The organism is Streptomyces griseus, assembly GCF_900460065.1.
GTDB classification, from domain to species: domain Bacteria; phylum Actinomycetota; class Actinomycetes; order Streptomycetales; family Streptomycetaceae; genus Streptomyces; species Streptomyces griseus.
The window spans coordinates 1-26,254 of the sequence record NZ_UAVD01000043.1 but is presented as its reverse complement, the minus strand read 5'-3'; the positions used below and the strand labels follow the sequence as shown (position 1 = coordinate 26,254).

Annotated in this window: 27 protein-coding genes; 14 read left to right on the top strand and 13 right to left on the bottom strand. The window is 72.5% G+C overall.

Annotation, left to right across the window (positions count from 1 at the left end):
- Nucleotides 1-392: 392 nt before the first annotated feature.
- The 7 genes from DTB53_RS30410 to DTB53_RS30385 all read left to right on the top strand — a co-directional run bounded on the left by DTB53_RS30410 (nt 393) and on the right by DTB53_RS30385 (nt 8,012).
- The gene (locus tag DTB53_RS30410; RefSeq protein WP_003964937.1) at nt 393-1,607 is read left to right on the top strand and encodes a PucR family transcriptional regulator; all 1,215 of its coding nucleotides are present in this window, start codon (nt 393-395) and stop codon (nt 1,605-1,607) included.
- A 222-nt stretch (nt 1,608-1,829) separates the two neighbouring features.
- Nucleotides 1,830-2,093, top strand: a complete 264-nt coding sequence (locus tag DTB53_RS30405) for a hypothetical protein (RefSeq protein ID WP_003964938.1) — start codon at nt 1,830-1,832, stop codon at nt 2,091-2,093.
- 126 nt (nt 2,094-2,219) lie between these two features.
- Complete coding sequence (locus DTB53_RS30400) at nt 2,220-2,693, top strand: SCP2 sterol-binding domain-containing protein (protein ID WP_012378266.1); 474 nt, start codon at nt 2,220-2,222, stop codon at nt 2,691-2,693.
- A 4-nt stretch (nt 2,694-2,697) separates the two neighbouring features.
- Nucleotides 2,698-3,912 carry an acyl-CoA dehydrogenase family protein gene (locus tag DTB53_RS30395; protein WP_003964940.1) on the top strand — a complete coding sequence of 405 codons (1,215 nt, stop codon included), beginning with the start codon at nt 2,698-2,700 and terminating at the stop codon, nt 3,910-3,912.
- 668 nt (nt 3,913-4,580) lie between these two features.
- Nucleotides 4,581-4,757, top strand: a complete 177-nt coding sequence (locus tag DTB53_RS37005; protein WP_003964941.1) for a hypothetical protein — start codon at nt 4,581-4,583, stop codon at nt 4,755-4,757.
- A gap of 165 nt (nt 4,758-4,922) precedes the next feature.
- A complete protein-coding gene (locus DTB53_RS30390; RefSeq protein WP_012378267.1) occupies nt 4,923-5,777 on the top strand; it encodes an ATP-grasp domain-containing protein in 855 nt (284 codons plus the stop codon).
- A 141-nt stretch (nt 5,778-5,918) separates the two neighbouring features.
- Nucleotides 5,919-8,012 carry an MDR family MFS transporter gene (locus DTB53_RS30385; RefSeq protein WP_012378268.1) on the top strand — a complete coding sequence of 698 codons (2,094 nt, stop codon included), beginning with the start codon at nt 5,919-5,921 and terminating at the stop codon, nt 8,010-8,012.
- A 59-nt stretch (nt 8,013-8,071) separates the two neighbouring features.
- On the opposite strand, the gene DTB53_RS30380 is transcribed toward DTB53_RS30385, so the two are convergent.
- Genes DTB53_RS30380 through DTB53_RS30365 form a run of 4 tightly spaced genes read right to left on the bottom strand, consistent with a single transcriptional unit; the run spans nt 8,072 to nt 10,485 of the window.
- The gene (locus tag DTB53_RS30380) at nt 8,072-8,506 is read right to left on the bottom strand and encodes a YchJ family protein (RefSeq protein ID WP_003964944.1); all 435 of its coding nucleotides are present in this window, start codon (nt 8,504-8,506) and stop codon (nt 8,072-8,074) included.
- A gap of 28 nt (nt 8,507-8,534) precedes the next feature.
- Nucleotides 8,535-9,344, bottom strand: a complete 810-nt coding sequence (locus DTB53_RS30375) for an SAM-dependent methyltransferase (RefSeq protein WP_003964945.1) — start codon at nt 9,342-9,344, stop codon at nt 8,535-8,537.
- Between the two features lie 44 nt (nt 9,345-9,388).
- A complete protein-coding gene (locus DTB53_RS30370) occupies nt 9,389-9,625 on the bottom strand; it encodes a DUF397 domain-containing protein (RefSeq protein ID WP_003964946.1) in 237 nt (78 codons plus the stop codon).
- Nucleotides 9,625-10,485: a Sco1979 family transcriptional regulator gene (locus tag DTB53_RS30365; protein ID WP_012378269.1), complete on the bottom strand. Its 861-nt coding sequence runs from the start codon at nt 10,483-10,485 to the stop codon at nt 9,625-9,627. Before DTB53_RS30365 ends, DTB53_RS30370 begins: the two co-directional genes overlap by 1 nt.
- A 207-nt stretch (nt 10,486-10,692) precedes the next feature.
- On the opposite strand from DTB53_RS30365, the gene DTB53_RS30360 reads away from it, so the two are divergent.
- Nucleotides 10,693-11,169 (top strand): ATP-binding protein, encoded by a 477-nt coding sequence (locus DTB53_RS30360; RefSeq protein WP_012378270.1) that lies wholly within the window; start codon nt 10,693-10,695, stop codon nt 11,167-11,169.
- Nucleotides 11,163-11,600, top strand: coding sequence for a hypothetical protein (locus tag DTB53_RS30355; protein ID WP_003964949.1), 438 nt, complete (start codon nt 11,163-11,165; stop codon nt 11,598-11,600). The genes DTB53_RS30360 and DTB53_RS30355 overlap by 7 nt, the downstream gene beginning before the upstream one ends.
- Nucleotides 11,601-11,688: 88 nt before the next feature.
- On the opposite strand, the gene DTB53_RS30350 is transcribed toward DTB53_RS30355, so the two are convergent.
- From DTB53_RS30350 to DTB53_RS30315, 8 genes are all read right to left on the bottom strand, one after another.
- Entirely contained in the window at nt 11,689-13,035 is a 1,347-nt protein-coding gene (locus DTB53_RS30350; protein ID WP_003964950.1) for a 6-phospho-beta-glucosidase, read from the bottom strand.
- A gap of 130 nt (nt 13,036-13,165) precedes the next feature.
- The gene (locus DTB53_RS30345) at nt 13,166-14,743 is read right to left on the bottom strand and encodes a cytochrome P450 (RefSeq protein ID WP_012378271.1); all 1,578 of its coding nucleotides are present in this window, start codon (nt 14,741-14,743) and stop codon (nt 13,166-13,168) included.
- A gap of 171 nt (nt 14,744-14,914) precedes the next feature.
- Nucleotides 14,915-15,529, bottom strand: coding sequence for a GTP-binding protein (locus DTB53_RS30340; protein WP_003964952.1), 615 nt, complete (start codon nt 15,527-15,529; stop codon nt 14,915-14,917).
- Complete coding sequence (locus DTB53_RS30335) at nt 15,510-15,881, bottom strand: DUF742 domain-containing protein (RefSeq protein ID WP_003964953.1); 372 nt, start codon at nt 15,879-15,881, stop codon at nt 15,510-15,512. The genes DTB53_RS30340 and DTB53_RS30335 overlap by 20 nt, the downstream gene beginning before the upstream one ends.
- A complete protein-coding gene (locus DTB53_RS30330) occupies nt 15,878-16,285 on the bottom strand; it encodes a roadblock/LC7 domain-containing protein (protein WP_003964954.1) in 408 nt (135 codons plus the stop codon). Before DTB53_RS30330 ends, DTB53_RS30335 begins: the two co-directional genes overlap by 4 nt.
- Nucleotides 16,282-17,922: a sensor histidine kinase gene (locus tag DTB53_RS30325; RefSeq protein ID WP_012378272.1), complete on the bottom strand. Its 1,641-nt coding sequence runs from the start codon at nt 17,920-17,922 to the stop codon at nt 16,282-16,284. Before DTB53_RS30325 ends, DTB53_RS30330 begins: the two co-directional genes overlap by 4 nt.
- A gap of 461 nt (nt 17,923-18,383) precedes the next feature.
- Entirely contained in the window at nt 18,384-18,890 is a 507-nt protein-coding gene (locus tag DTB53_RS30320) for a MarR family winged helix-turn-helix transcriptional regulator (protein ID WP_012378273.1), read from the bottom strand.
- A complete protein-coding gene (locus tag DTB53_RS30315) occupies nt 18,887-20,602 on the bottom strand; it encodes an FUSC family protein (protein ID WP_012378274.1) in 1,716 nt (571 codons plus the stop codon). Before DTB53_RS30315 ends, DTB53_RS30320 begins: the two co-directional genes overlap by 4 nt.
- 135 nt (nt 20,603-20,737) lie before the next feature.
- Here DTB53_RS30315 and DTB53_RS30310 point away from each other — a divergent pair, with 135 nt between their 5' ends.
- From DTB53_RS30310 to DTB53_RS30295, 4 genes are all read left to right on the top strand, one after another.
- Nucleotides 20,738-21,169 carry a hypothetical protein gene (locus tag DTB53_RS30310; RefSeq protein ID WP_012378275.1) on the top strand — a complete coding sequence of 144 codons (432 nt, stop codon included), beginning with the start codon at nt 20,738-20,740 and terminating at the stop codon, nt 21,167-21,169.
- 124 nt (nt 21,170-21,293) lie between these two features.
- Nucleotides 21,294-21,944: a thioredoxin-like domain-containing protein gene (locus DTB53_RS30305; protein ID WP_003964959.1), complete on the top strand. Its 651-nt coding sequence runs from the start codon at nt 21,294-21,296 to the stop codon at nt 21,942-21,944.
- Nucleotides 21,941-22,600: a DUF305 domain-containing protein gene (locus DTB53_RS30300; RefSeq protein WP_012378276.1), complete on the top strand. Its 660-nt coding sequence runs from the start codon at nt 21,941-21,943 to the stop codon at nt 22,598-22,600. The genes DTB53_RS30305 and DTB53_RS30300 overlap by 4 nt, the downstream gene beginning before the upstream one ends.
- A 136-nt stretch (nt 22,601-22,736) precedes the next feature.
- Nucleotides 22,737-23,984 carry an ROK family protein gene (locus DTB53_RS30295; RefSeq protein ID WP_003964961.1) on the top strand — a complete coding sequence of 416 codons (1,248 nt, stop codon included), beginning with the start codon at nt 22,737-22,739 and terminating at the stop codon, nt 23,982-23,984.
- 252 nt (nt 23,985-24,236) lie between these two features.
- Here DTB53_RS30295 and xylA read toward each other — a convergent pair whose 3' ends face one another.
- Nucleotides 24,237-25,403, bottom strand: a complete 1,167-nt coding sequence (xylA, locus tag DTB53_RS30290; protein ID WP_003964962.1) for a xylose isomerase — start codon at nt 25,401-25,403, stop codon at nt 24,237-24,239.
- Nucleotides 25,404-25,623: 220 nt separating this feature from the next.
- Here xylA and DTB53_RS30285 point away from each other — a divergent pair.
- Nucleotides 25,624-26,254 (top strand): FGGY family carbohydrate kinase (locus DTB53_RS30285; RefSeq protein WP_256656857.1); only part of this gene is annotated, 631 nt, incomplete at its 3' end.

Sequence of the window (26,254 nt, the reverse complement as noted above, 5' to 3'; positions counted from 1 at the left end):
ACTCGGCCGAAAATGCCCAGAGGGGAGCGACCGCCCCTCCGCATTCGCCGTGGTGAGCCGCCCGTGCGCCCGTTTCTCCCGAGGGGCGACCGGGGCCGCGCGCAACGCCGCGGGAACGCCCCAGGAGAGCGGAACGGCTTTGTTGTCACCTCCGGAGCACGCGGCCGAAATTCATTGTCCGAAAGCGCGCAGTACCGCCCGACCTGCACGGAAGTCGCACAGTGCGGCCGGGATGTGTGCCCCCTGCACTTCGATCTTGTCCAAGTGGTGTGCACTGCCTGTTCGTTGGTCTATCTTCGTCGCGAACTTGGTACGCACCTGTCGGTTCGTGGGAGCGCTTTCCCCCCACCGTCTCACCCCACCACCGGGCGCCGAGAGCAAGGGGACTTGTCATGGCACATCTCATACAGCCGCTGGATACGGAAGACCCGCTGGGGCCGCTCCCCCAGGAATTCGCCGCGATCATGCGGCCCGAACTGCCCAGCCTCATCAAGGAAATCGGTGTCGAGGTCACCCGGGCCTATCCGGAATACGCCCGGCTGCTCGACGGGCCGAACGGACAGGCCATCCGGGTGGGCGTCGAGCAGAGCCTCGCCTCCTTCGTCGACCTGGTGGCCGAGCCCTCCTCGCCCACCACGCTCCGCGACGACATGTGCCGGCGCTTCGGACGGTTCGAGGCGTACGAGGGCCGGAGCATGGACACCCTCCAGGGGGCCTATCGACTGGGCGCACGGGTGGCCCTGCGGCGGGCGAAGAAGGTCGGGCAGAGCTACCACCTGTCCCCCACCCTGATGCTGAGCTTCGCCGACGCGCTGTTCGCCTACGTCGACGAACTGGAATCGCTTTCCCGGGAGGGGTTCCAGGAGGTGCAGTCCCAGTCGGGCGAGCACAACGAGGCCCTGCGCCGCCGCCTGCTCCACCTGATCCTCGCCGGGCGCCCGGCCCCCGGCAGCGCCATCGCCGATCTGTGCGAGCAGGTCGGGTGGACGCTGCCGGAGGAGGTCACGCTGATCGCCGTCCGCGCCCCGGCGGAGCTGGACCGGCTCAGCGCGGACCGCGACCTCCTCGTCGACCTCAGCGCCCCGCAGCCCCATCTGCTCATCCCCGGAGCACTGGACGACGCGCGAAGATCCATGCTGGCGCAGGCCCTTCCGGCCGGCCGCGCGGCGATCGGACTGACCGTGCCCACCGCGCTGGCCTGCGAGTCGATCCGCTGGGCCCGCCGGGTCCTGGAGCTCGTCGACTCCGGTGTGATCGACGACGCGCCGCTGATCCGCTGCGAGGACCACCTCACCACCCTGTGGCTGCTGTCGGACCCCGCACTGCTGGACCAGCTCGCCCGGCGGGAGCTGGCCGCCGTGGCGGGGATCAGCCCCACCCGCCGCGACCGGCTGGTCGAGACGCTGCGGATCTGGCTCGACACCCGGGGCACCGCGGCGCAGATGGGCGCGCTGCTGGACGTCCACCCGCAGACCGTGCGCTACCGCATGCGGAGCCTGGAGACCATCTTCGGTGACCAACTCGTCGACCCCGAGAGCCGTTTCGCCACCGAGGCGGTACTGCGCGCACTGCGGCTGCGCTCGCGCGCCACGGGCACGTCCCCCTGATCCGGATCACCTGCCACCGGATCCGGATCACGTTCGGCCCGGCGGGTCAACTTACCGGCGCGTAAGGCGAAATAGACGGTCAGTCCCAAACGGTTGCGACACGGAGACGTATCCGACGAGAAACCCGGAACCGCGTCCCGTACACAGGAAGGAACCTGCCGCCCATCAGGCGACAGGCCCCGTGCACCGCCTCCTGGCCAACCATCCGAGAGGGAAAGCCCCATGACCGCCTCGCACCTCCTCGTCCCCGTGCCGATCCCGGACCGGGTCGCCGCGCTGATCGGCTCGTGCATTCCGCCGCACATCCTCCAGGCGGAGTTCGACGCCGACTGCGCGGCCCGCGAGGTACGCAGGTTCCGCGGCCCCCGGCTCGGCGTCGAGGACCAGGCGGACCGCGAACAGGCCCTGTCCGAACTGGCCCGCGCCAACAAGACACTGGCCGCGCACCACCCCGGACTCGCGGTGCTGCCCGGCTCGCCCTTCTGACCGCCCCCACCCCTCGGCCGGCGCCCGCACCCCCTCACCACCATCGGCCGCGGACCGGCCTTGCGGGGCGTCGCCGCTCCCTTTACCTTACTCAAAAGTAAGTTTACTTTGGAGTAAGGAACTGGCGTGGACGGAACCAGCAGCGGCAACCTCACCGACGACCTGGCCGGGCTCGACTTCGCGGCGGTCGCGCCCGAGGAGTTCGCCCGCATCGTCAAGAGCCTGTCCGCCAAGCAGCTCACCGAGGTCATGCGGGGCGAGCTGCGCACCCGGATACTCGGCGAGGTCTTCGGCCGGATGAAGCAGCAGTTCCGGCCCGAGGCGGCCGGCGGCCTCACCGCGCTGATCCGCTGGAAGATCACCGGTGAGAGCGACGCCGTCTACGAGACGGCGATAGCCGCCGGAGCCTGCCGGGTCACTCCCGGCCGCTCGGACGCCGAGCCCCGCACCACGCTGGTGATGGGCGACGCGGAGTTCCTCAAGCTCGTCTCCGGCAACGGCAATCCCGTCACCATGTTCATGACGCGCAAGCTCAAGGTCGCCGGTGACGTCGGCCTCGCCTCCGGCCTGACCCGCTACTTCGACATCCCGAAGGCGTGAGCGCGTGAGCTTCTTCTCCCTCGCCCTGACCGAGGAACAGCAGGACCTGCGCACCTGGGTGCACGGCTTCGCCGCCCGGGTGGTCCGCCCGGCCGCCGCCGAGTGGGACGCCCGGGAGGAAACCCCCTGGCCCGTCATCCAGGAGGCCGCCCGGATCGGCCTGTACGGCTTCGAGTCACTCGCCGACCTGTACGGGGACCCCACGGGGCTCTCCCTCCAGATCGCCAACGAGGAGCTGTTCTGGGGCGACGCGGGCATCGGGATGGCTCTGTTCGGCACCTCGCTCGCGGTCGCCGGGATCTTCGCCTCCGGCACCCCGGACCAACTCGCCGAGTGGGTCCCGCAGTGCTACGGGGACGAGGACGACCCGAAGGTCGCCGCGTTCTGCGTGTCCGAACCGGGGGCCGGCTCCGACGTCTCGGCGATGACGACCAAGGCCCGCTACATCGAGGCGAGCGACTCCTGGGTGATCTCCGGTCAGAAGGCGTGGATCACCAACGGCGGCATCGCCGAGGTGCACGTCGTCGTCGCCTCGGTCGATCCGGCGCTCGGGGCCCGCGGACAGGCCGCGTTCATCGTCCCGCCCGGCACGAAGGGCCTCACGGCCGGCCGTACGGTCAAGAAACTGGGGCTGCGAGCCTCGCACACCGCGGACCTCTTCCTCGACGAGGTGACCGTGCCGGGGCACTGCCTGCTGGGCGGAAAGGAGAAGCTGGACGCCCGCCTCGCCAGGGCCCGCGAGGGCTCCACCGCCAAGGGCCAGGCGGCGATGGCCACGTTCGAGGTCAGCCGCCCGACCGTGGCGGCGCAGGCGCTCGGCATCGCCCGGGCGGCCTACGAGTACGCCCTGGAATACGCCGGTGAGCGCGAGGCGTTCGGCAGGCCCATCATCGAGAACCAGTCGATCGCCTTCGCCCTGGCCGATATCCGCACCGAGATCGAAGCCGTACGCCTGCTGATCTGGCAGGCCGCCTGGATGGCCCGGAACGACCGGACCTTCGACGCGGGCCAGGGCTCCATGTCGAAACTGCGGGCCGGTGAACTCGCGGTCGCGGCAACGGAGAAGGCGGTCCAGATCCTCGGCGGCGCGGGCTACAGCCGGGAGCATCCGGTGGAACGGATGTACCGCGACGCCAAGATCTACACCATCTTCGAGGGCACCAGCGAGATCCAGCGCCTCGTCATCGCGCGGGCCATCTCGGGCCGGCACATCCGCTGAGGCGGTGCCGGCGGGTTCCTGGATCCGGGGCTCCGAGTCGTCCCGTGCCGGCGCGGCGGCTCGGGCCACGACCCCGGGTGTCGAGGGAGAGGACCCCCGCCAGAGCCGTCCGCGCGATGCCCGACGCCCAGGTGTCCGGCGTGCTCGACACGTTGCGCGGGTCGGGCCTCGGGCCGTGGGCGGCGGAGGGTCGGGGGCGCCGTCGCGGCGGCCGGTCGGCGGAGGGACCGGGCCGCCCCACCGGGCGGTCCGCCACCCGCCGACGCGTCCGCCCACGCCGCCGCATCCGACCGGATCCGGCCCCGCCGCTGGCCCGATCCGGCCCTGATCCGCCTCGAATCCGTGTGATCCTCGTCGCCCCGAACGCACGGGCCGGCAGGGAACGGAGCCGCGGAAATGTCCGTCGGGCCGGGCCGGGCGGAGGTCGTCACCGAGCGCGTCGGGGCGTGTACGCGACCGCGCCGAGGCCCCGCCCCACACCGCCGACGTGCGGCAACGGGGTTCCGAGCGCTCGTTCGTGACCATCGGTGACGACGGCGTGGAGAGCGTCGCGACACGGAACGACAGCGTGCCGGCGCCGCGTCCGGGGCGACGGCGAACGCCGCCCGTGGTGGGCCCCACATGTTTGACCGGTGCCCCTTCGGCCTCCCTGCCACTAGCCTCTTCACATGACCTCCACTTCGACCCAGCCGACGCCTGCCCGCCCGATGGTTGAGCTGAACGCGGAGATCCGCGCCCTGGTCGCCGATGGCGGTGTGGTGTCGCCCGAGGGCCGCCGGGAGTACGAGCGGCTGCTCGTCGAGTGGGTGGCTGCCGTACGGGGCGGATCCACGGAAGCCGGCTGACCGACCGCGGGGCCGCGGACCGCCGCCGCGAGCGGTGGGGGATCCGGGCGCGCGAGATCCGGGCGCGGAGGGACTCCGAGCACGGGAGAGCCACCCGCTCCGCGGGGTCGGCCGGGCGTCGGCGATAGTGATCGTCCGTCCGCGCCCCGACCCCGGGAGTACCCCATGACCACCGTGTCACCCGCCGGCGCACGCCGCCCGTCCCTCCTGCTCGTCACCGATCTCACCTACGAGGCCCGTGGCCGCCGCTACTGCGACGAGGACATCTACCTCGGCTCCCGGCTGCGCGAGTCGTTCGACGTGGCGCTGTGCCCTCCACGGGACGCGGCCGCGCTGCTGGACCGCTTCGACCTCGCCCTCGTACGCAACAGCGGGCCGGTGCTGCACTACCGGGAGGCGTACGACGCGTTCCGCGCCCGGGCCGGGGAGCTGGGGACGCCGGTCTACAACCCGCTGGGCGGGCGCGGCGACATGGCGGGCAAGGAGTACCTGGTCGAGATGGGCCGGGCCGGTCTGCCGGTCATCCCCACGGTGGACCGGGCGGCGGATCTGCCGGAGCTGCCCGACGCCTCCGCCTATGTGGTCAAGCCGAAGCTGGGGGCCGACTCGGTCGGGCTGCGCTTCGTCACGGCGGCGGAGGCGGCCACCGAGCTGGAGCGGGCTGCCGAGGGGTCGCTCCTCGTCCAGCCGCGCGTCGACTTCCGCCACGAGGTGTCCTTCTACTTCGTCGACGACGACTTCCAGTACGCGCTGTACGCGCCGGACCCGGAGCGGCGCTGGGAGCTGGAGCCGTACGCGGCGAGCGCCGAGGACCGGGAGTTCGCCCGGCGCTTCATCGCCTGGAACTCCCTCGACCACGGGATCCAGCGGGTCGACGCCTGCCGGACGGCGGACGGCGCGCTGCTGCTCGTCGAACTGGAGGACCTCAATCCGTATCTCTCGCTCGACCGGGTCGACGACAGCACCCGTGAGGCGTTCGTGGCGCGGCTGAGGACCTCGATCGCCTCGCTGCCCCGCTGAGCCCCTCGCGCCGCTCCCCGCGGGCCGCGGATCGTGGGACAGCCCTCGGCCCTCGCCCTCGGACCGTGCCGGGGCTCCGTGCGACCCCCGTCCGGCCCGCCCCCGCATGCGGGGGCGTGGGGCCGGTGTGAGGGTGCAGGGGTGACCACTGCCCGCGAGCAAGCTCCCGCCGCGCAGAGTGCCGCCGCGCCGCCGCCCGTCCTCGACCGGCGGCGGCGGAACATCGTCTTCGCGACGATCGTGCTGGGCATGCTGCTCGCGGCGCTGGACCAGACGATCGTGGGCACGGCACTGCCGACGATCGTCTCGGATCTGGGCGGGGCCGCGCACATGTCGTGGGTGGTCACCGCCTATCTGCTGGCCGAGACGGTGGCCACCGTGCTGGTCGGCAAGTTCGGCGACCTGTTCGGGCGGAAGCTGGTCTTCCAGGTCTCGGCGATCATCTTCATCACCGGGTCGTTCCTGTGCGGCCTCGCGTCGGACATGCTGCTGCTGATCATCTGGCGCGGTATGCAGGGCATCGGCGCGGGCGGTCTCATGGTCACGTCGATGGCGCTGATCGCGGATGTGATCCCGCTGCGCGAACGGGGCAAGTACCAGGGCGCGATCGGGGCGGTCTTCGGCATCTCCACCGTGATCGGGCCGCTGCTCGGCGGGCTGTTCACCGACCATCTGACCTGGCGCTGGGCGTTCTACGTCAATGTGCCGATCGCGATCGCGGTGGTCATCGCCGCCGCCCGGAACATCCCGTCGGTGAAGGCCGCGGGGCGGCCGGTCATCGACTACCGGGGCATCGCGCTGGTCACCGTCGGGGCGAGCGCGCTGATCCTGGCGACGAGCTGGGGCGGGAACGAGTACGCCTGGGGCTCGGCGGTGATCATCGGCCTCTTCGTCGGCGGTCTGATCGCGCTCGCCCTGTTCTGCGTGGTGGAGACGCGGGCGCAGGAACCGATGCTGCCGATGCGGCTGTTCCGCAATCCGGTGTTCACCGTCTGCTCGATCCTCAGCTTCATCGTGGGCTTCGCGATGCTCGGCTCGATGATCTTCCTGCCGACCTACCTCCAGTACGTGGACGGGGACTCGGCGACGCTCTCGGGGGTGCGGACGCTGCCCCTGGTCGCCGGTCTGCTGGCCGCCTCGATCTTCAGCGGCAACGTGGTGAGCAAGACGGGCCGCTACCGGGTCTTCCCGATCGTGGGGACGCTGGTCATGGCGGCCGGGCTGTTCCTGCTGTCCCGGATGGGGCCGGGGACCGGCGTCTGGCTGGAGTCGCTGTACATGGTGGTGCTGGGCATCGGCATCGGCCTGGCCATGCAGGTGCTGACGATCGCCGTGCAGAACACCGTCGACTACGAGGACCTGGGCACGGCCACCTCGGGCGTGACGTTCTTCCGCACCCTGGGCAGCGCCTTCGGCACCGCGGTGTTCGGCACGATCTACGCCAACGCGTTGAAGCCGAACCTCGGCGACGGCGTCGCGCGGGCGGTGGCGGCGGGCGGTGACCCGGCGGTCCTGGCCCGCGCCTCGCAGAGCCCGCAGGCGTTGCACGCGCTGCCCGCCGCCCAGTCGGAACCGCTGGCCCAGGCCTATGCGGACACCCTGCACACCGTGTTCCTGTGGACGGTGCCCGTCGCGCTGATCGGCTTCGTGGTCGCGCTGTTCCTGAAGGAGGTGAAGCTGCGGGACTCGGCCCGGCTCGGGTCGACGGACATGGGCGAGGGCTTCGCCCAGCCGGGCAGCGGGGACTCGGCGAAGGTCCTGGAGTACTCCGTCGCCACGATCCTGCACGGCGCGGGTCCGGAGACCGCGCGGCGGATCACCGCCGAGTCCGACACCCGGCTCGACATGGCGGGCGCCTGGGCGGTGATGCAGGTGGACCTGTTCACCCGGATGGTCGGCCACGCGGGCCTCGGGCTGATCGCGGCCCGGCACCGTATCCCGCCGGAAGTGCTGGTGCCCGTCTTCGACCGGATGATCGAGGAGGGCTATCTCACGGGCGACGGCCGGATCTTCTCGCACACGGCGGCGGGCCGGCGCGAGGCGGCGGTGATCTCCGACGCCTGGGGCCGCTGGCTCAACGACCGCCTGGCCGAGGACGGCGCCCGTCCCGACGACCGTCAGCTCCGGGCCACCGTTGACGTGATCGCCAAGCGGCTGCTCGCGGAGGACCTGGCCCAGGAGCTGTCCCCGGCGGCCGGTCCCGGGGGGTCGAGACGGGTGGGGGCCCCGGTCTGAGGCAGCCGGCGGTGGCCGTGGCCCGGGGTGTGGCCCCGGCCACCGCCGTACCGGCGGACTCAGTCGGCGAAGACCGCCGTCGTGTAGACCCAGGCGCCCTCGTGCCGTACGAAGCGGCTCTGCTCGTGGAGGGAGTCGGGGCGCCCGTCGTCGGTGTAGTGGGCGCGGAAGGTGACCGTTCCGGTGGAGTGGAAGGCACTGCCCTCGGTGGTGTCCAGGATGTCCAGTCCCGTCCAGCGCGTCCCGGGGTCGAAGTCGACGCCGGGCGGCCGGGTCCCGGGGTGCCAGGTGCGCAGCAGGTACGCCGCGTCCCGGGCGGCGAAGGCCGCGTACCGGGAGCGCATCAGGGCCTCGCAGGTCGGCGCGGCGGCGCTGCCGGAGTGGAAGCGGCCGCAGCACTCCCCGTAGGCGGCGGGCAGGCCGCAGGGGCACGGGGAGGCGGGGGTGATCCGCGCGGCGGCGGGCCCGCGCGGCCGGGAGGTGCGTCGTGACATGGCTCCATTGTGACGCGTGGGACCGGGCTCAGGGTTTGCGGGCCACTCCCGCGTATCCGGGGATCGGCTCGTCGCCCGGGACGTCGATGACCTCCCCGAGCTCCGGATGCCAGTCGGCGGAGAGCGTGACACCCGGCTCGACCAGTTCGAGGCCGTCGAAGAACGCCGTGAGCTCGGCGCGGCTGCGGGGCCGCAGGGTCATCCCGCGCGCCTTGTACATGGCCCGGGCCTGCGCGGCGCCCTCCGGGTTGAAGTCGCCGGTGGTGTGCGAGAGCACCAGGTAGCTGCCGGAGGGAAGCTGCTCGACCAGCTTCCCCACCAGCTCGCCCGCGCCGTCCTCGTCGTCGATGAAGTGCAGCAGGGCCAGCATCGACAGGGCGATCGGCTCGTCGAAGTCCAGGACCTTTCCGGCCTCCGCCAGGATGGTCTCCGGTCTGCGGGCGTCGGCCTGGATGTACTCGGTGGCGCCCTCGGGCGTCGAGCGGAGCAGCGCCGCCGCGTGGGCGAGCACGATCGGGTCGTTGTCGCAGTAGACGACGCGTGCGTCCCGGGCGGCCCGCTGGGCGATCTGGTGGAGGTTCGGCTCCGTGGGTATGCCGGTGCCGATGTCCAGGAACTGGCGCACCCCGCTCTCCGCGAGCCAGCGGGTGGCCCGGTGCATGAACGCCCGGTTGACTCGTGCCATGTCGCGGCCCCGCGTGTCCAGGGAGAGCAGCTGGCGCGCCATCTGCTCGTCGACCGGGTAGTTGTCCTTGCCGCCGAGGAACCAGTCGTACATCCGGGCCGGATGCGGCGTGCTGGTGTCGATCTCGATGGAGTGGGGTTCTTGCCCGGTCATGGCGCGCTCCGTGGTCGGATGCCCCTGCAGAGGAGGGGTGCGGGTCAGGTGAGGAGGAAGTCGGCCTGGCCGGCCTTGGCTCCCTGGATGAACGCGGCGATCTCGCCGTTGGAGTAGATGAGCGCGGGGCCGTCGGGGTCGGCGGACTGGCGTACGGCGACCCGCCCGTCGGAGAGCTTCATGGCCTCGACGCAGTTGCCGCCGTTCCCGCCGCTCCAAGGCTTGTACCAGCCTTCGGAGCCGAGGTCACCGGCGGGCATGCCGTTGTATATGTGGTCCATCACAGCTCCTTGCGGAAGTCCCGGAGGATTTCCTTCGTGCGTTGTGCAGTCGCGGCCTGAGCCGCCATGCGGTCCATGACTTCGAGATAGGAGGCCACCTCGGGTCGGGCGTCGAAGTAGACGGCTCCGGTCAGGTACTCGCTGTAGACCATGTCGGGGAGTTCGGGGACGGCGAAGCGGAAGAGGACGAACGGCCCGTAGGTTCCCGGGTGGTGGCCGGTGGCGAACTCCGCGATCTGAAGCGTGACGTGGGGAAGCTCCGTGGCTTCGAGCAGCTTGTCGATCTGGCCGCGCATCGCCTGCGCGCTGCCGACGGGACGCCGCAGGACGGTCTCGTCCATGATCACCCACAGCCTGGGGGCGTCGTCCCTGGCCAGCAGGGACTGGCGCTCCATCCGCAGCGCCACATGGCGCTCGATGTCCTCGGGCCGGGTCTGGCCGACCGCGCCGGTCCGCATCACGGAACGGGCGTAGTCCTCGGTCTGGAGGAGTCCGGGCACGAAGTGCGGCTCGTACATGCGCAGCAGGCTCGCCGCGCCCTCGAGGCTGACGTACATGCTGAACCAGTCGGGCAGGACGTCGTGGAAACGCTGCCACCAGCCCGGCTTGTTCGCCTCCTCGGCCAGGTCGACGAAGGCGTCGGCCTCCTGGTCGGCGACGCCGTAGGCCTTCAGCAGCAGCTGGACATAGGGGATCTTCAGCCCGACCTCGGCCGTCTCCATTCTGCGTATCGTCGCCGGGGCGACCCGGAGCACCTTCGCCGCCTGGTCACGGGTCAGGCCGACGCGCTCGCGCAGATCCTGCAGGCGCTTACCGAGAACGACCTGGCCCACGGTCGGGGCGGACCGCGGTTCGCTCACTTCAGACCTCCCCATGCGCTGTTTTGCGAGCAGTGTGTCATGCGTGCGCCCCCAACGACACAGTCACTCTGGAAATTTCAGAGTGCCCCTTGCCAAGTGTCATCGTCAGGGGGAGAGTTGACTCCCGAACCAGTTCGCTCAGTCGCGCCCGCCCCCGGCCAGCCGGGGAACGAAGCGTGACGCAGCCCCCACTGTGAGGAATCGGTCGTGGCACCTGGCAGTGCGCTCATCCCCCGGCTCATGGACCTCAGCCCCGGGACGGAGGCGCTCCGTTACTGCTTCGCGCTCCCGGCGCACCCCGAGTCGGTGGCCGGTGCGCGCGAGCTGACGCGAGCCCGGACGGACGCCTGGAAGCTGGACCGTGACACCCGTGACGCGGCCGTCCTCATCGTCTCCGAGCTGGTGACCAACGCCGTCGTGCACACCGCGAGCACCCGGGTGGTGTGCGAGCTGAGCCGGCTCGCCGGACGGTTGCGGATAGCCGTGCAGGACCAGGGACACCAGCCCGGCGGCCCAAGGCTGCGCCGCTCCTCCGACGACGAGCACGGCCGCGGTCTGCTCCTGGTCGACGCGATGAGCAGCGCCTGGGGTTCGCACGACGCCGGTTACGCCTCCGGACGCATCGTCTGGGCGGAGCTGGCGGCCGACGCGGAGCAGCCGCCCGGCGCGGAGCGGCCATGCTGAGGAACGCGCTGGCCCGGCTGCGCGCGGCGCGGGGGGCCCGGACGCCCGAGCAGGCCCGCGGCGGCGGGATGCGACTGGTCCTGCCGGCCTCGATGTCGGCCACCCTGGGCTGTGACGCGGTCGGGGTGCCCGCCCGGCACGGCTTCCGCCTGATGTCCCATCTGCCGCGTACCGGATGCGTCTTCGCCGACGCGGACCGCTGGTGGTGGATCGTTCCGGCCGGCTCCGACCTGGATCTCGACTGGCCCGAGCAGGTGACGTACGCGCGTGACGCGGAGGTGCCCGCCGGGCGGCCCCGGCTGATCCACTCGCCGGACGGTCTCACCCCGTACACCCCGCCCATTCCGCTTTTCCTGATGGTCTGCCAGGTGACCGGGGTGGCGCCCAGTTGGGCCACGACCGGCAGGGCGAGCGTCGTGTCCGCGCCATAGCCCCCCGGCGACCGGGCGGGGCCCGCGTCGGAACGAGCCGGGCCCGGTCAGGTCGGGCCCGTATCGTTCCGACGCGGGCCCCACGGGGTCAGGGCCGGCCGAGGTAGGCGAGCCCCGGGTGGACCTCGGCGTACCGGTCGAGCAGCCGCCGGGCCACGGCCACGGAGTCGACCAGCGGGTGCAGCGCGAACGCCTGGACGGCCGCCGCGCCCGATCCGCTCTCCGCCGCCTCCAGCACCGCCCGCTCCACGGCCTTCACCGCGGTGACGAGGCCGACCGCGTGGTCCGGGAGGGGGGAGACGGCCACCGGGTGGGCCCCGTTGGCGTCGACGAGGCAGGGCACCTCGACGACGGCGTCCGCGTCCAGGGCCGACAGGGCGGTGCGGTTGCGGACGTTGAGGATCAGGGAGGTGCGTTCGTTGCGGGCGACGGCTCGCATCAGGGCGAGCGCGACCTGTTCGTAGCCCCCGGACTCCAGGTCGCTCTCCTCCCGCTCCCCCGCCCCGGCGACGTCGCGGTTCTCCGCCATGTACGTCGCCTCGCGTTCGGCGCGGGTGCGCTCCCAGGTGGCCAGGGGCGGGGTGCCGGGCTCCCGCATACGGGCGTAGAAGCCCTCCTGCTGGTCCTGGAGGAAGGCGCCCCGGGTCCGTTCGGCCTCCTGGTAGGCGCGCACCGCTTCCCGGTTGAAGTAGTAGTAGTGCAGGTATTCGTTGGGGATCGCGCCCAGCGACCTGAGCAGGTCCGCGCCGAAGAGGCGGCCCTCCTCGAAGGATGCGAGGAGCCGCGGATCGGCGAGCAGCCGCGGCAGTTCGTCCCGCCCGTCCACGTACAGCCCGCGTACCCACCCGAGGTGGTTGAGTCCGGCGTAGTCGATCCAGGCCCGGTCCGGATCGGCGCCCAGGACGCGCGCGACGCGCCGCCCCAGGCCGACCGGCGAGTCGCAGATCCCGATGACCCGGTCGCCCAGGTGCCGGGACATGGCCTCGGTGACGAGGCCCGCCGGGTTGGTGAAGTTGATGACCCAGGCGTGCGGGGCGAGCCGGGCGATGCGGCGGGCGAGGTCGAGGGCGACGGGAACGGTGCGCAGCCCGTACGCGATGCCGCCGGCGCCCACGGTCTCCTGGCCGAGGACGCCCTCGTCGAGGGCCACCCGTTCGTCGGCGGCGCGTCCGGCAAGCCCGCCGACCCGGATGGCGGAGAACACGAAGTCGGCGCCGCGCAGTGCCTCGTCGAGCTCCGTGGTGGCGACGACGGCGGGGGCGTCGGCGACGTCCCGCCCCTGTTCCGCGAGGACGCGGGCGACGGCCGTGAGCCGGTCGGCGTCGGTGTCGTAGAGCGTGACCCGGGAGACGCGGCCCTGGGCGTGATCGCCGAGCAGGGCCCCGTACACGAGGGGCACCCGGAATCCGCCGCCGCCAAGAATGGTGAGCTTCACGCTGCTCGATGGTACGGGCAGGTCCGGGCTGTCCGGCGCTGCCCGCGCCCCGCCCCGGGTCGGGGCGCGGCGGCCCCGGGCCCGTGGGCGTGGTCCGGGGCCGCCGCGGCCGGACGGGGTCGGCGGCGTGTCAGTAGCCGCTCCACCAGCGCGTGACCGCCTGCCAGAACCGGGCGGGGGCGGCCGGCCGGCGCTGCTGCGGGATCGTCGCCACCGGAGCGGGCTCGGGGGCGGCGGCCGGTTCCGGCGCGGGGGGCGCCGCCGGGGCGGGGTCGGGCTCGGCCGTGGGTGCGGCGCCGGGGGCATGGGCGGGCTGCGCCACGACCGCCTCGTGGCGGGGCTCGGGGACCTGCCTGGCCGGGGAGGAGATCTCCCAGGCGTCGGCGGGGCGAGGAGCCCGGGCCATCACCGTGAGCGGGTCGGCGTCCAGCTTCTGCTGGGGGCCGGGGGCGAACTTCACCGGCAGCTCGACCAAGTGGCGGGACATGATGTTGCCGACCCAGTGCAGCTCGCTCTCCCCGACACCGAGCTCCAGGTCCGGCAGGCGCATCAGGAGGGCGTCGACCCCGACGTCGGCGATGGCCCGGCCGATGTCCTGTCCCGGGCACTCGTGGGGGCCGCCGCTGAAGGCCAGGTGGGCGCGGTTGCCGCCCATGTCGGCGCCCAGGTCCGGGCGGACGGTGGGGTCGGTGTTGGCCGGGGCGATCCCGACGAGGAGGGCGTCGCCCGCCTTGATCTGCTGGCCGCCCAGTTCGGTGTCGCCGACCGCCCAGCGGCCGAAGACGGCGGTGAACGGCGGCTCGTCCCACAGGGTCTGCTCGACCGCCTCGGGGACGGTCATGTGCCCGCCGCTGAGCCGGGCGCGGAAGCGCGGGTCGATCAGGACCATGCGCAGCACGTTGGCGATGAGGTTGGCGGTGGACTCGTAGGCGGCGATCATGATCAGGCGCAGATGCTCGATGACCTCGGTGTCGGTCATCGTCGCGGGGTGCTCGACGAGCCAGGAGGCCAGGTCCGGCGAGGGTTCGGCGCGGCGCCGCTCGACCAGGCGCGTGAGCACGGACACGATGTGGGCGTTGCTGGCCACGGCGGTCTCGGTGCCGCGGGTCATGTCCCGGGCGGCCTGGACGAGCCGCTCGTCGTACTCCTCCGGCATGCCGAAGATCGCGCACACCACCATCATCGGCAGATGCTCCGCGAACTGGCCGACCAGGTCGGCGGTGCCCTTCTCGCAGAAGTCGTTGACGAGCCGGTTGCTGAAGCGGTTGATGTGGCGGCGCACCCCGCGGGTGTCGATGCGCTCCATGCTGTCGGTGACCGCGCCGCGCTGCCGTTCGTGCTTGGCGCCGTCGGCGAACACGCAGATGGGCTGCCAGGTGAAGATCGGGGCGAGCGGGTGGTCCGGGGCGACGCTGCCGTCCTGGAGGGCCCGCCAGCGCCGTGAGTCCCGGGAGAACTGGGAGGGCGTACGGGTGACGTGGAGGTTCTCGCTGTGGCCGAGCACGAGCCAGGCGGGGACGTCGCCGTGGAGCAGGATCGGGGCCACCGTGCCGTGTTCGGCGCGGAGCTTGTCGTAGAGGCCCGCCGGGTTGTTCTCCGCCTCGGGACCGTGGAGCCGGCGCAGTCCGCCGGGGCCGATGTCGAGGTTGTGGGCCGGGCACTGGGGCGGGGGCACGGTGCCGGGTTCGTGGTGGAAGGGGGTTGTCACAGGGGCTCCAGGGATCAGGATTCCAGGGCTGGTGCACGGGCGGGCGGGACGGGCCCGCGGGCCGGGCCGGGGGCAGGCGCCGCGGGATGGCGCGCGCCCCCGGTCGTGGATCCGGTCAGGGATCCGGTCACGGATCCGGGCGGACCGGGCGGGCCCGCAGGAGGTTCGCCGTCAGGCGAGGGGGACGGCCAGGCTGTGCAGATAGCGCATCAGGGTCATCAGCACATCGCGGCTGGAGGCCCGCAGCCGGGCGTCGCAGTCGATCATCGGGACCTCGTCCGGCAGGTCGAGGGCTCTGCGCAGGGCCTCGACCGGGTGGTGCGGAGCGTCGGGGAAGGTGTTCACGGCCACCACGAAGGGCACTCCGCGCTCCTCCAGACGGCCGATGACGTCGAAGCTCACTTCGAGCCGCCTCGTGTCGATGAGGACGACCGCGCCGAGGGCGCCCTCGAAGAGGCCGTTCCACAGGAACCAGAAGCGTTCCTGACCGGGGGTGCCGAAGAGGTAGAGGATCAGTTCCTCGCTGAGGCTGATCCGTCCGAAGTCCATGGCGACGGTGGTGGCGGTCTTCGTCTCCACCCCGGCGTTGTCGTCCACGCCGACGCCGGCCTGGGTCATGGTCTCTTCGGTCGTCAGCGGCCGGATCTCGCTCACCGAGCCGACCATGGTGGTCTTGCCGACGCCGAACCCTCCGACGATCACGACCTTCACCGCGGCGGTGGCCGTGGTGGGAAGGACGTCCTCGCTGCGGGGTCCGGTGATCGTGTCAGAGCTTCTGAAGTCCATGCATCACCGCTTCGAGAAGGGACCTGTCGGGGAGCGTGGCGCGGACGATCGGCGCGCGCGACTCGATGAGTTCGGTCGCGAGGAGATCGCTGAGGAGCGAGGTGACCACGCTGAACGGCAGGCTGAGGTAGGCCGAGATCTCCGCGACGGACAACGGGGCCTGGCAGAGCCGCAGGATGGCCGCCTGCTCGGGCTGGAAGGTCGGCGAGGGCTCCGCCTGCGCGACGACCATGGTGACCAGGTCGAGCGCGGACCGTTCACTGTCGTCGAGGTCGCCGGTGATCACGTACAGCCGCTCCGGGTCGTGCAGGTCCGGATCGGCCTTGCGGCGTTCTCGTCGAGGACCACTCATCCGGACTGCCCGCCGTGGCGGGGCGGGCTGGTCAGATGGGCTCCGATCCGCACGACCATGTCCCGCATCCGGGCCCCGACGAGTCCGGCGTCGACGGTCTCGCCGGCCAGGACCGCGAGATAGGCGCCCGTTCCGGCCGCCATCAGGTAGAAGAACCCGCCCGTCACCTCGATGACCACGAGTTTCATCAGGCCGTCGCTGTACGGGATCTCGGTGGCCACCGCGGCGGCCAGGCTCTGCAGTCCGGCGCAGGCGGCCGCGAGCCGGTCGGCGACGTCGGGGTCGCCGCCGTGCATCGCGATGCGCAGGCCGTCCGACGAGAGCACCACGATCTGGTGAATGCTCGGTACGTCCTCGGCCAGTTCCTTGAGCATCCAGTCCATGTTTCCCCGCTGCTGGATCACTTCAGGTCTCCCTTGTCCCACGCGTCATCGGAGTCTTCGCCGTGCTTTCGTTCCTGCGGTACGCCGTTGACGGCCTTGGTGAAGGCCTCCAGCCACAGGCCGGGGGGCTTCTCCTCGCCGCGTCCGTCGTCCGCGCCCTCGTCCGCGCCGGGCCGGAACCCGTTGGCGGGGGCGGGGGTTGGTGGGGGCTGCTGCGGGAGGTTGTGCGAGCCGAGCGGGGCGCGGCCCCGGCTGCGGCGCTGCGGCAGCCCGTTCTCGGTCCACTCGGTGACCACGGGAAGGTCGTCCTCCATGGCCGCTGCGGAAGGGGCCGCGTGCGAGGTGGCCGCGGCGGCTCCGGTGGCGGCCGGTGCGGCCACGGACGGCACGGGGCCGGTGGCGGCGGGCTTGGGCTTGCGCTTGCCGGGCGGCGGCACCACGTGCTGGAGCTGCGACATGTCCAGCGAGCTGGTGGGCCGCGAGGTGGCGCCGATGCCGTGGGCGATGCCCGGGGCGGGCCCGGTGGTGATCATGTCGCGCGGCACGATGAGGACGGCGCGAACGCCGCCGTACGCCGACTGACGCAGCGACACCTGGAGCTGGTACATCCGGGAGAGCCGGCCGACGACGGCCATGCCGAGGCGCGGGGACTCCCCGAGGTCGTTCATGTTGATGCCGGCCTGTGCCTGGGCGAGCATGTCCTCGGCGCGGGCGCGGGCCTCCTCGCTGAGGCTGACGCCGCCGTCCTCGATCTCGATGGCGATGCCGGTCTGCACCTCGACCGCGGTGACGTGCACCCGGGTCTGGGGCGGTGAGTAGCGGGTCGCGTTGTCGAGGAGTTCGGCGCACGCGTGGATGAGCGGTTCGACCGAGGTGCCGACGATGGCGACCTTGGCGATCGAGTGCAGATCGACGCGCTGGTACTCCAGGATGCGGGACATCGCGCCGCGCAGCACGCTGAACAGCGGTACGGGCTTGGGCCACTGGCGGCTCGGGCGGGCGCCGCCGAGCACGGCGATGGAGTCGGCGAGGCGGCCGATCAGCGCGGTGCCGTGGTCGATGCGCAGCAGGTCGTCGAAGACGTCGGGGTTGCGCCCGTAGTGGTCCTCCATCTCCCGCAGTTCGCTGGCCTGGCGGTTCACGATCGCCTGGACGCGGCGGGCGACGCTGACGAAGGCGCGCTGAGCGGAGTCACGCCGCGCCTCCTCGTTGTCGATGACTTCGAGGACCTGGTGGATCTGCTCGCGCAGCGCTTTCGGCAGGTGGCGGTTGGCCGCGTCCGCGTCGACGATGTCGCGCATCACCTCTTCGGGCGAATTGCCCACGCGCAGCCGTCGGATGGCGGCGGGCATGACTTCCTTGGTGAGCCGCACCGTCTCGGCGTCGTGCGAGAGGATCCGGTGCTCCAGGTAGGCGATGCGCTGTTCGTACTCCGCGCGCTGGGCGCGCATGGCGCGCCGACGGCGGTGCAGCGCCACGGAGAGTACGGCGACCACGAGCGTGGCGATCGCGCCGCACACGGCGACTGGTATCCGCGCGGCCGGTGCGACCAGGGCCGAGCCGGCGCCGGTGGCGCCGAGGAGCAGGGCCACGGGCGGCAGGACTACGCGGACGACGGGAATTTCTCTGTCGGTCGGCGGTGATTCAGCACGGACCATCTAAAACCCTCTGGCGGTTGATTCCGGGATGTATGCGCACGTGAGCGGAGACTCAGGAACAAGTGCTCGAATTCATCTCAACTCGACTTCACTGCGCGTGAGCTTAGCCAGATCAGAACAGTGCTTCGGCATATTCACCCAACCCCCTGCGGAAGCCCTCCGAGAGGAATACACTCGCCAGTTTTTGCACGCTGCGCTGCGGAGCGTGCGCGGTGAGTAAGCATGGCTGAAATTGATTCACCAGGAGCGCCACACGGCCCGAAAGGAGAAGCAGTCGAGGTCGGCAAACGTCCCTCATGCGGGCAAATCGGCCTCGCACGGGCGCCCTTCACCGAGCACAACAGGACAACGGCACAGGTGAGCGAACCGGATCGAAAGGTGCAGATTCGTGACCGGCGGGCGAGTGACACGCGAAAACGCCGCACTGACGTGACTGCCGCGGCCCGGGCCGGGCCGCCCGGTCAGCGCCGGGCTCCGCCGAGCCGCCCCTCCAGCTGCACGAGCAACTCGCCCAGTCTGGAGCCCAGTTCGTCTCGCGCGTCGCCGTCCAGACCGGCGAGCACCGCGCGTTCGTAGGCGAGCTGTTCGGGCAGCAGCCGGTCGACCAGGGCCCGGCCCTCGTCGGTGAGCCGGACATGGGCGACCCGACGGTCCCGGGCGTCGCCCCGGCGCTCGACCAGGGCGCGGTCCTGGAGGGAGCGGAGCCGCTTGGTGACGGCGGCCCCGGAGGAGAAGGTCTCGCGGGCCAGTTCACCGGGGGTCAGTTCCCGGTCCGTCCTGCGTACGGCGCCGAGGAGGTCGAATTCCGCGCGGGTCAGTCCGGCGGAACGCAACGGGGCGTCCTCCGCCTGCTGGAGCAGGGCGGCGCAGCGGTTGATCCGGCCGATGATCTCCATCGGTCCGGTGTCGAGCCCGGGGTTGACGGTCTGCCACTGCCGGACCACCGAGGCAACGATGTCGTCGGTCACTCCGCTCCGATCGAAGGGGCGTGGGCCGCGGGAGGCGCTTCGCGCCCGGGCCCCCGCCGTTCTGCTGTCGCGGCGAGCGTACGGTGTCCGGCCTGCTCGGCCGCGAGAAGGCGCTGCTCGGGCAGGGCACGCTGCCACCATTCGCCCGCGGCGGTGTCCCCGGCCTCGCGCAGTTCGACCAGGCTCGCGGTGAGGGCCCGGCGCGCCCGGTCCCGTGCCGCGGGCGCCGCCCCGGGGTCGGCCCCGGCCCGTTCGGCGTCGGCGACGGCCCGGCCGAGGGCGTCGAGCGCCCGCTCGACGCGCCCCGCCGCCCGCCGGTTGGTGACCAGCGTCGCGGCCAGGAAGCCGACGACCGCCCCGAGGACGGTGTCCAGGACCCGGTCGCCGATGAGTTCCCCGGCCGGATGGGCGCCGCCGAACTCCAGGATCAGCAGGGCCATCGGGGTCACCGCGACGGAGCCGAGCCAGTAGTTGCGGGTGATGAGGGCTTCGGCGGCGAAGCCGAAGAAGAGGCAGCAGCAGACGAGGGCGAGCGGGCTGATCCGGGACACGGGGAGAGCGGCGGCGAAGACGAGTACGCCCAGGAGGTTGCCGAGGGTGCGCTGGAGGGTGCGGTTCCACGACAGGGTGATGTTGGCCTGGTAGAGGGAGGCGGCCGTGACGATCGCCCAGTAGGGGCGGCCGACGCCGAGCGCGGCGCAGAGGTATCCGGCGAGCGCGCAGCCGATCAGGGTGCGGACGGCGACCGGCAGCAGCGGGGATCCGGGGCCGAGGCGGTGGAGCAGGGCGCGACGGGCCGCGCGGCGGCCTTCGGGGGCCCGCAGGGCGGCGCGTTCCGCGTCGATGCCGTAGAGCTCGTCGGCGGTGCCGGGGGCCGGCGGCGGCGTGGGCACGGGCCCCCGGGCCCGGGCCTGGACGGCCCAGGCGCGCAGCCGGTCCGGATCCACGGTTCCGCCCCCGGGGCGCGGAGTCGCGAAGGCCGCTTCGGCGTGCACCACCAGGCGCTCCAACGCCCGGCGCACGGGGGTGGGGCGGCCGGAGGCGAGCAGGCACTGCCAGGCGGCGTGGACGGCGGCGGCCGCGGCGTTGCGGGTCCGGGGGCCGGGGTCGGCGGCGCACGCGGCCGCGGCTTCCAGGGCGCGGGCGACGGCCCGGCGTTCGGGCCCCTCGCGACGGACCAGGGCGGGGGCGACGGCGACCAGCCAGGCGAACCCGCCCGCGCAGAGGGTCAGCGCGAGGTGGCCGGGGATCTGCTCCGGGCGCTGCGGGGCGAAGAGGGCGGCGGAGCTGACGAAGGTGAAGATCACATGACCGGGCGGCCCGATCCGGGTGGCGTCGCACAGCACCTTCTGGGCGGCGGCGAGCAGCGCCCCGACGGCGATGAGCACGGCGGTCGACGCGGTGAGCGACGCGGCGACCAGGGAGACGGCGAGCGAGGCCGTCATGCCGAGGACGACGCCCGCGACGGCCCCGGCCCGTCGGGCGTACGGGAGACCGTGACCGTAGAGCGCGCAGAGCGAACCGGCCATCGTGTACATCACGAGGTCCAGCCTGCCGAGGGCCAGAAGCGTCAGCTGGGGCGCGGCGGAGGCGGCGACCACGCTGAGGGCGGGCTTGAACCAGGTGTCCGACGGTTGTGCGAGCCGGAGGGCCGGGGCCAGCGGGAGGGCCCGGGCCGGGCGTCGCCCCGAGCGAATAGGTGTATCGGTCACCCATATACGTTAACAGGTATTACACCTGTAAATCATTTGGACTCTGTTCGAGCGGCGGCGACTCGGGCACACTGTGCCGCGGACAGCGCGACCCATATTCTTTGAATCTTCATGCACCCACTACGATGACGGGCGATGACCAGGGTGAGCACGCGGACGGACCGGCAGCGGCACCGCTCCCGCACGCCCGTCGCCCTGGGCTGGGTGTTCTTCCTCCTCGCCATGCTCTTCTGCTGCTCGGTCACCACCTCGCCCGCCGTCGCGGCGGGTCCGGTGGGCCCGGCAGGGGGGAGCACCGTCCGTGCCTTCACCCCGACGCCCGACGCCGCGTTCGAACCGGTCGTCCTGGCCTCCCCCGCGGACCGCGGGCTCGGGACGTCGTGCCACGGCGGCTCGACGCACACGGCGGCCGTCGTGCTTCCGGCGCCGTCCGCCCCCGTCGCCGTTCCCTCGCCCGTGACCTTCGTCCCCGCCGCTCCGCTCACCGGCGCGGCGGCCATCCGGGGTCCCGCGCACGACGGGGTGCGTTCCGTCGATCAACTACGCCTTCAGGTCCAGCGGATCTAGAGGCCGGTCCCGCTCTCCCGCCGCGCCCCGGCGCCGGTTCACCGGGAGCGGTTTTCCGCCTGCCCGCACCCCTTCCCCCACCGTGCATCGCCTGAATGCACCGGTTGAACGACGAGGACATCCCATGGCTTCCGCCAAGAACCAGAACAACCCGGCCTCGGCGCGTCGCGCCAAGCTCGAGGAGGCGCGCCGCAAGGAGCGCGCCCGTGAGCGGCGGGTCCGCATCATCACCATCAGCGCGTCGGTGGCCGTGGTCGCCGCCCTGGTCGCCGGGGGCGGCTATCTGATGTCGCAGGCGAACGAGAAGGAAGAGAAGGAGAACCAGGCCCGAACCTCGCCGGTCACCGGCGAGCGCAGTTGGGACGACCTGGGGCGGGAGCACGTGACGACCAAGGTCGACTACCCGATGAACCCGCCCGTCGGCGGCGACCACAACCAGGTCTGGATGAACTGCAACGCGGACGTCTACACCGACGAGATAGCGAAGGAGAACGCCGTGCACTCGCTGGAGCACGGCGCGGTCTGGGTGACGTACAACGACAAGGCCTCGGACGCCGACGTCGAGGCGCTGACCAAGAAGGTCAAGTCGACTCCGTACTCCCTGATGAGCCCGGTCAAGGACCAGAAGGACCCGTTGGTGCTCAGCGCGTGGGGCAAGCAGGTGACGGTCAAGAGCGCCACCGACGACCGGGTGGCCCAGTTCTTCACCAAGTACGTGCAGGGCCCGCAGACCCCTGAGCCGGGGGCCGCCTGCACCGGTGGGCTGGACAAGTGACCGCCCTGACGTCCTCCGGCTCCACCCGCCGGATGGTCCTCGCGGGGGCCGCCGTACTGCTCCTGGCGCTGGGGCTGGTGGCGCTGATGGTCGTACGCCCCTCCGCGGCCTCCCCGTCCGGGGCGTCCGCGGCGGCGCGGTCCGCCCCCGCGGAGGACTCGGTGGACGCGGGCTTCGCCCGGGACATGGCGATCCACCACCAGCAGGCGGTCGAGATGTCGTTCATCGTGCGGGACCGCACCGACGACGAGGACGTGCGCCGCCTCGCGTACGACATCATCAACACCCAGGCCAACCAGCGCGGCATGATGCTGGGCTGGCTGGAGCTGTGGGGGCTGCCCAAGAGCGCCGCCGGACCGCCGATGGAGTGGATGGGGCACGCCCTCACCCCGACCTACGACGGTTCGCTGATGCCGGGCATGGCCACCGACGCGGAGCTGGCGGCCCTCTCGGCCGCGAAGGGCGAGAAGGCCGAGGTGCTGTTCCTGCGGCTGATGACCGTGCACCACCGCGCCGGCGCGGACATGGCGCAGGCGGCGGCCGGCGCGGCGAAGACGGACGCCATCCGGGATCTGGCGGCGGGCATGGTCCTCGGCCAGGAGTCGGAGATCGGCCTGATGGCCGGCATGCTGAAGGACCGGGGCGCGAAGCCCTGAGCCGAGCACGACCGAGGGGGTGGTCCGGGCCGGACGGCCCGGACCGCCCCTCCGTGACGGTCCCCGCCTCTTCCGCGCTACGACGCGTTCCCGCCGCCCCACCGGGAGCCCCGCATCGCATAGGCTCGGCGACGATATGAAGAGCATCCTCACTCCGCTGGGGCCCAAGGCCGACAAGGACACCGTGCGACGGCACAATCTGAGCCTGGTACTCCGCGCCGTACGGGACGAGGGCGAGCGGGGCGAGGCGACCCGGGCCGGAGTCGCCGCCCGGGTCGGGCTGACCCGGGCCGCGGTGTCCTCGCTCGTCGAGCAGCTGATGGACAGCGGATTCCTCACCGAGTCGGGCAAGACGTTCAGCGGTCAGGCCGGCCGCCCCGGCACCGCGCTCAAGGTGGCCAGGACCGGACCGGCCGGGCTCGGCGTGGAGATCAACATCGATTACGTCTCGGTGTGCGTGGTCGACCTGGCGGGCACCGGCCGGGTCCGGCAGACCGAGCACCTCGACAACCGGGGCACGCCCGCCGGGGAGGCCCTGGCCCGGGCGGCCCGGATCGCCGCGCGGACCCTGGAGTCGGCGTACGAGCAGGAGTTGCGTCCGGTGGGCGCGGCCCTGGCGCTGCCGGGTCTCGTCTCCGGCGGGTCGGTGCGGCAGGCCCCCAACCTCGGCTGGAACGAGGTCCCGGCGCAGCGGCTGTTCGCCGAGGCGCTGGCCGCCCTGCGCCCCGGCCACCCGGTGCTGCCGGTCGCCTCGGAGAACGAGGCGAATCTCGCGGCGCTGGCCGAGCTGTGGTTCGGCGGTCTGGGGGATGTGCGCAGCTTCCTCTATCTGACCGGGGAGATCGGGGTCGGCGGCGCGCTCGTCCTGGGCGGCGAACTGCTGCGCGGTGCGCACGGTTTCGCCGGGGAGATCGGGCATGTGGTGGTGGATCCCGAGGGACCGGAGTGCCGGTGCGGTTCGCGGGGGTGCCTGGAGCAGTACGCCGGCCAGGCGGCGCTGCTGCGGGCGGCCGGGATCGAGGGGATCGGCGGCGCCTCGGGGGTGCTGGAGCTGGAGCGGCGCGCGGACGCCGGGGACCCGCGCGCGGTGGCCGCGGTCGGTGAGGCGGGCCGGATGCTGGGCCGGGTGCTGTCGGGCGCGGTGAACCTGATCGACCCGGACGCGGTGGTGCTCGGCGGGATCTACCGGGGGCTGATGCCGTGGCTGGCGCCGCCCGCCGACGCGGAGCTGACCGGCCGGGTCGTGTCGGGGCTCTGGTCCCCGGGCGGCGGGCGGCTCAGGGCGTCCTCGGTGGCGGGCGACGCGGCGCGGGGCGCGGCGGCGCTCGTGGTGCAGGACGTGCTGGACGATCCGGTGGCGTACGCGGAGCCGTCCGGCGGCTGAGCGGGGCCGCCCGGCCGGGGTCGGCTCAGCCGGCGGGCGGGCCCGGTGCTCCGGACCGGGCGGAACGAGTGGGTCGGCCGGACCCGGCGGGCCCGGCACGGTGGCCGAACCATCGGAACGAGCCCGGTGGGCCTGCCCGATGGCAGCCGGGCAGGCCTGAGCCGGTGGAACGACCTGGGCGGGCGGGGCCCGGCGGAACGAGCGGCCCGGAGCCGGTGGGCCGGACCCGGTGCGGGTCCGGCCCGGTACGGGTCAGCGCACGGCGAGCAGGTGGTCCATGGCGAGCTGGTCCAGCGCCTCGAAGGCCATGCCGCGTTCCGCGGCGGCGTCCACGTCGAAGTCCTCGTAGGCGTTGCGGTCGGCGAGCAGGCCCGCCAGCCCGTCGCCTGCGGTGGGGCGGGCCAGTTCGTCCAGGCGGGACGCGCGAAGGGCAGCCCGCACCTCGGGGTCGGCGCGGAAGGCTGCGGCGCGCTCCTTGAGGATGAGGTAGTTGCGCATGCAGCCCGCCGCCGAGGCCCAGACACCGTCGTGGTCCTCGGTGCGCGGGGGCTTGAAGTCGAAGTGGCGGGGGCCTTCGTAGCCGCTCTCCAACAGGTCGACGAGCCAGAACGCCTGCCGCAGATCGCCCGCGCCGAAGCGCAGGTCCTGGTCGTACTTGATGCCGGACTGGCCGTTGAGGTCGATGTGGAAGAGCTTGTCCGCCCACATGGCCTGGGCGATGCCGTGCGGGAAGTTGAGCCCGGCCATCTGCTCGTGGCCGGTCTCCGGGTTGACGCCGACCAGCTCGGGACGCTCCAGGCGCTCGATGAAGGCCAGGGCGTGGCCGATGGTCGGCAGCAGGATGTCGCCGCGCGGCTCGTTCGGCTTGGGCTCGACGGCGAAACGGAGGTCGTAGCCCTGCTCGACGACGTACTCGCCCAGCAGGTCGAAGGCCTCCTTCATCCGGTGGAGGGCGAGGCGGACGTCCTTCGCCCCGCCGGACTCGGCCCCCTCGCGGCCGCCCCACGCCACGAAGGTCGTCGCCCCCAGCTCGACGGCGAGGTCGATGTTGCGCAGGGTCTTGCGGAGTGCGTACCGGCGCACCCCCCGGTCGTTGGCGGTGAATCCGCCGTCCTTGAAGACGGGGTGGGTGAAGAGGTTCGTCGTCACCATGGGCACGACGAGACCGCTGTCGTCGACCGCCTTGCGGAAGCGCTTGACGATCCTCTCGCGCTCGGCCTCCGGCGCCCCGAAGGGGATCAGGTCGTCGTCGTGGAAGGTCACCCCCCAGGCTCCCAGCTCAGCGAGCCGCCGCACCGACTCCACGGGGTCGATGGCCGCGCGGGTGGCGTCCCCGAAGGGATCCCGGCCCTGCCAGCCCACGGTCCACAGGCCGAAGCTGAACTTGTCCTCGGGAGTGGGGGTGAAGCGTTCCGTCATCGTCGTCCGACCGCCTTCGCCTACCGTCGGGGCTCCCGGCCGCCGGCCCGGCACCCCTATTTGTTCAGTGTCATGACTAATCAAGCACACCACAGCTCGACCAGGGAACCCCCCTGACGCGCGAAGCCTCCCCCGCCCCCTGTGCAGGGCGGCGGCCATCCCGTAATTTGTTCGTGCCCCAGCCAAATGATCAGGCCGTCCCGTGCGAAAGAGGCTCCCCATGCCGTCACCCGCCGTCGTCATCGGCGTGGACAGCTCGACGCAGTCCACCAAGGCCGCCTTCATCGACGCGGCGACCGGCGAACAGCTCGCCGTGGGCCGCGCGCCCCATGTGGTCACCGGCGAGGCCGGGGCCCGGGAGAGCGATCCGGAGATCTGGTGGCGGGCCCTGTGCGAGGCCGTGGCCGACGGACTGAAGGCGTCCGGCCTCCCCGCTCGCGCGGTCACCGGCATCGCGGTCGCCGGGCAGCAGCACGGGCTCGTCGTGCTGGACGGCGCGGGCCGGCCGCTGCGCCCCGCGCTGCTGTGGAACGACACCCGCTCCGCGCCGCAGGCCGCCGCTCTCACCGACGCGCTCGGCGGGCCCGGGGCCTGGACGGAGCGGACCGGGTCCGTGCCGGTCGCCTCGATCACCGCCTCCAAGTGGCAGTGGCTGCGCGAGAACGACCCGGCGAGCGCGGCGGACGCGGCGGGCGTCCGCCTCCCCCACGACTTCCTCACCGAGCGCCTCGCGGGCGTCGCCGTCACCGACCCCGGGGACGCCTCGGGCAGCGGCTGGTACTCCACCGCCACCGGCGCCTACGATCCCGAGCTGCTGGAGCTGCTCGGCCTGGACGCGGCGCTGCTCCGGA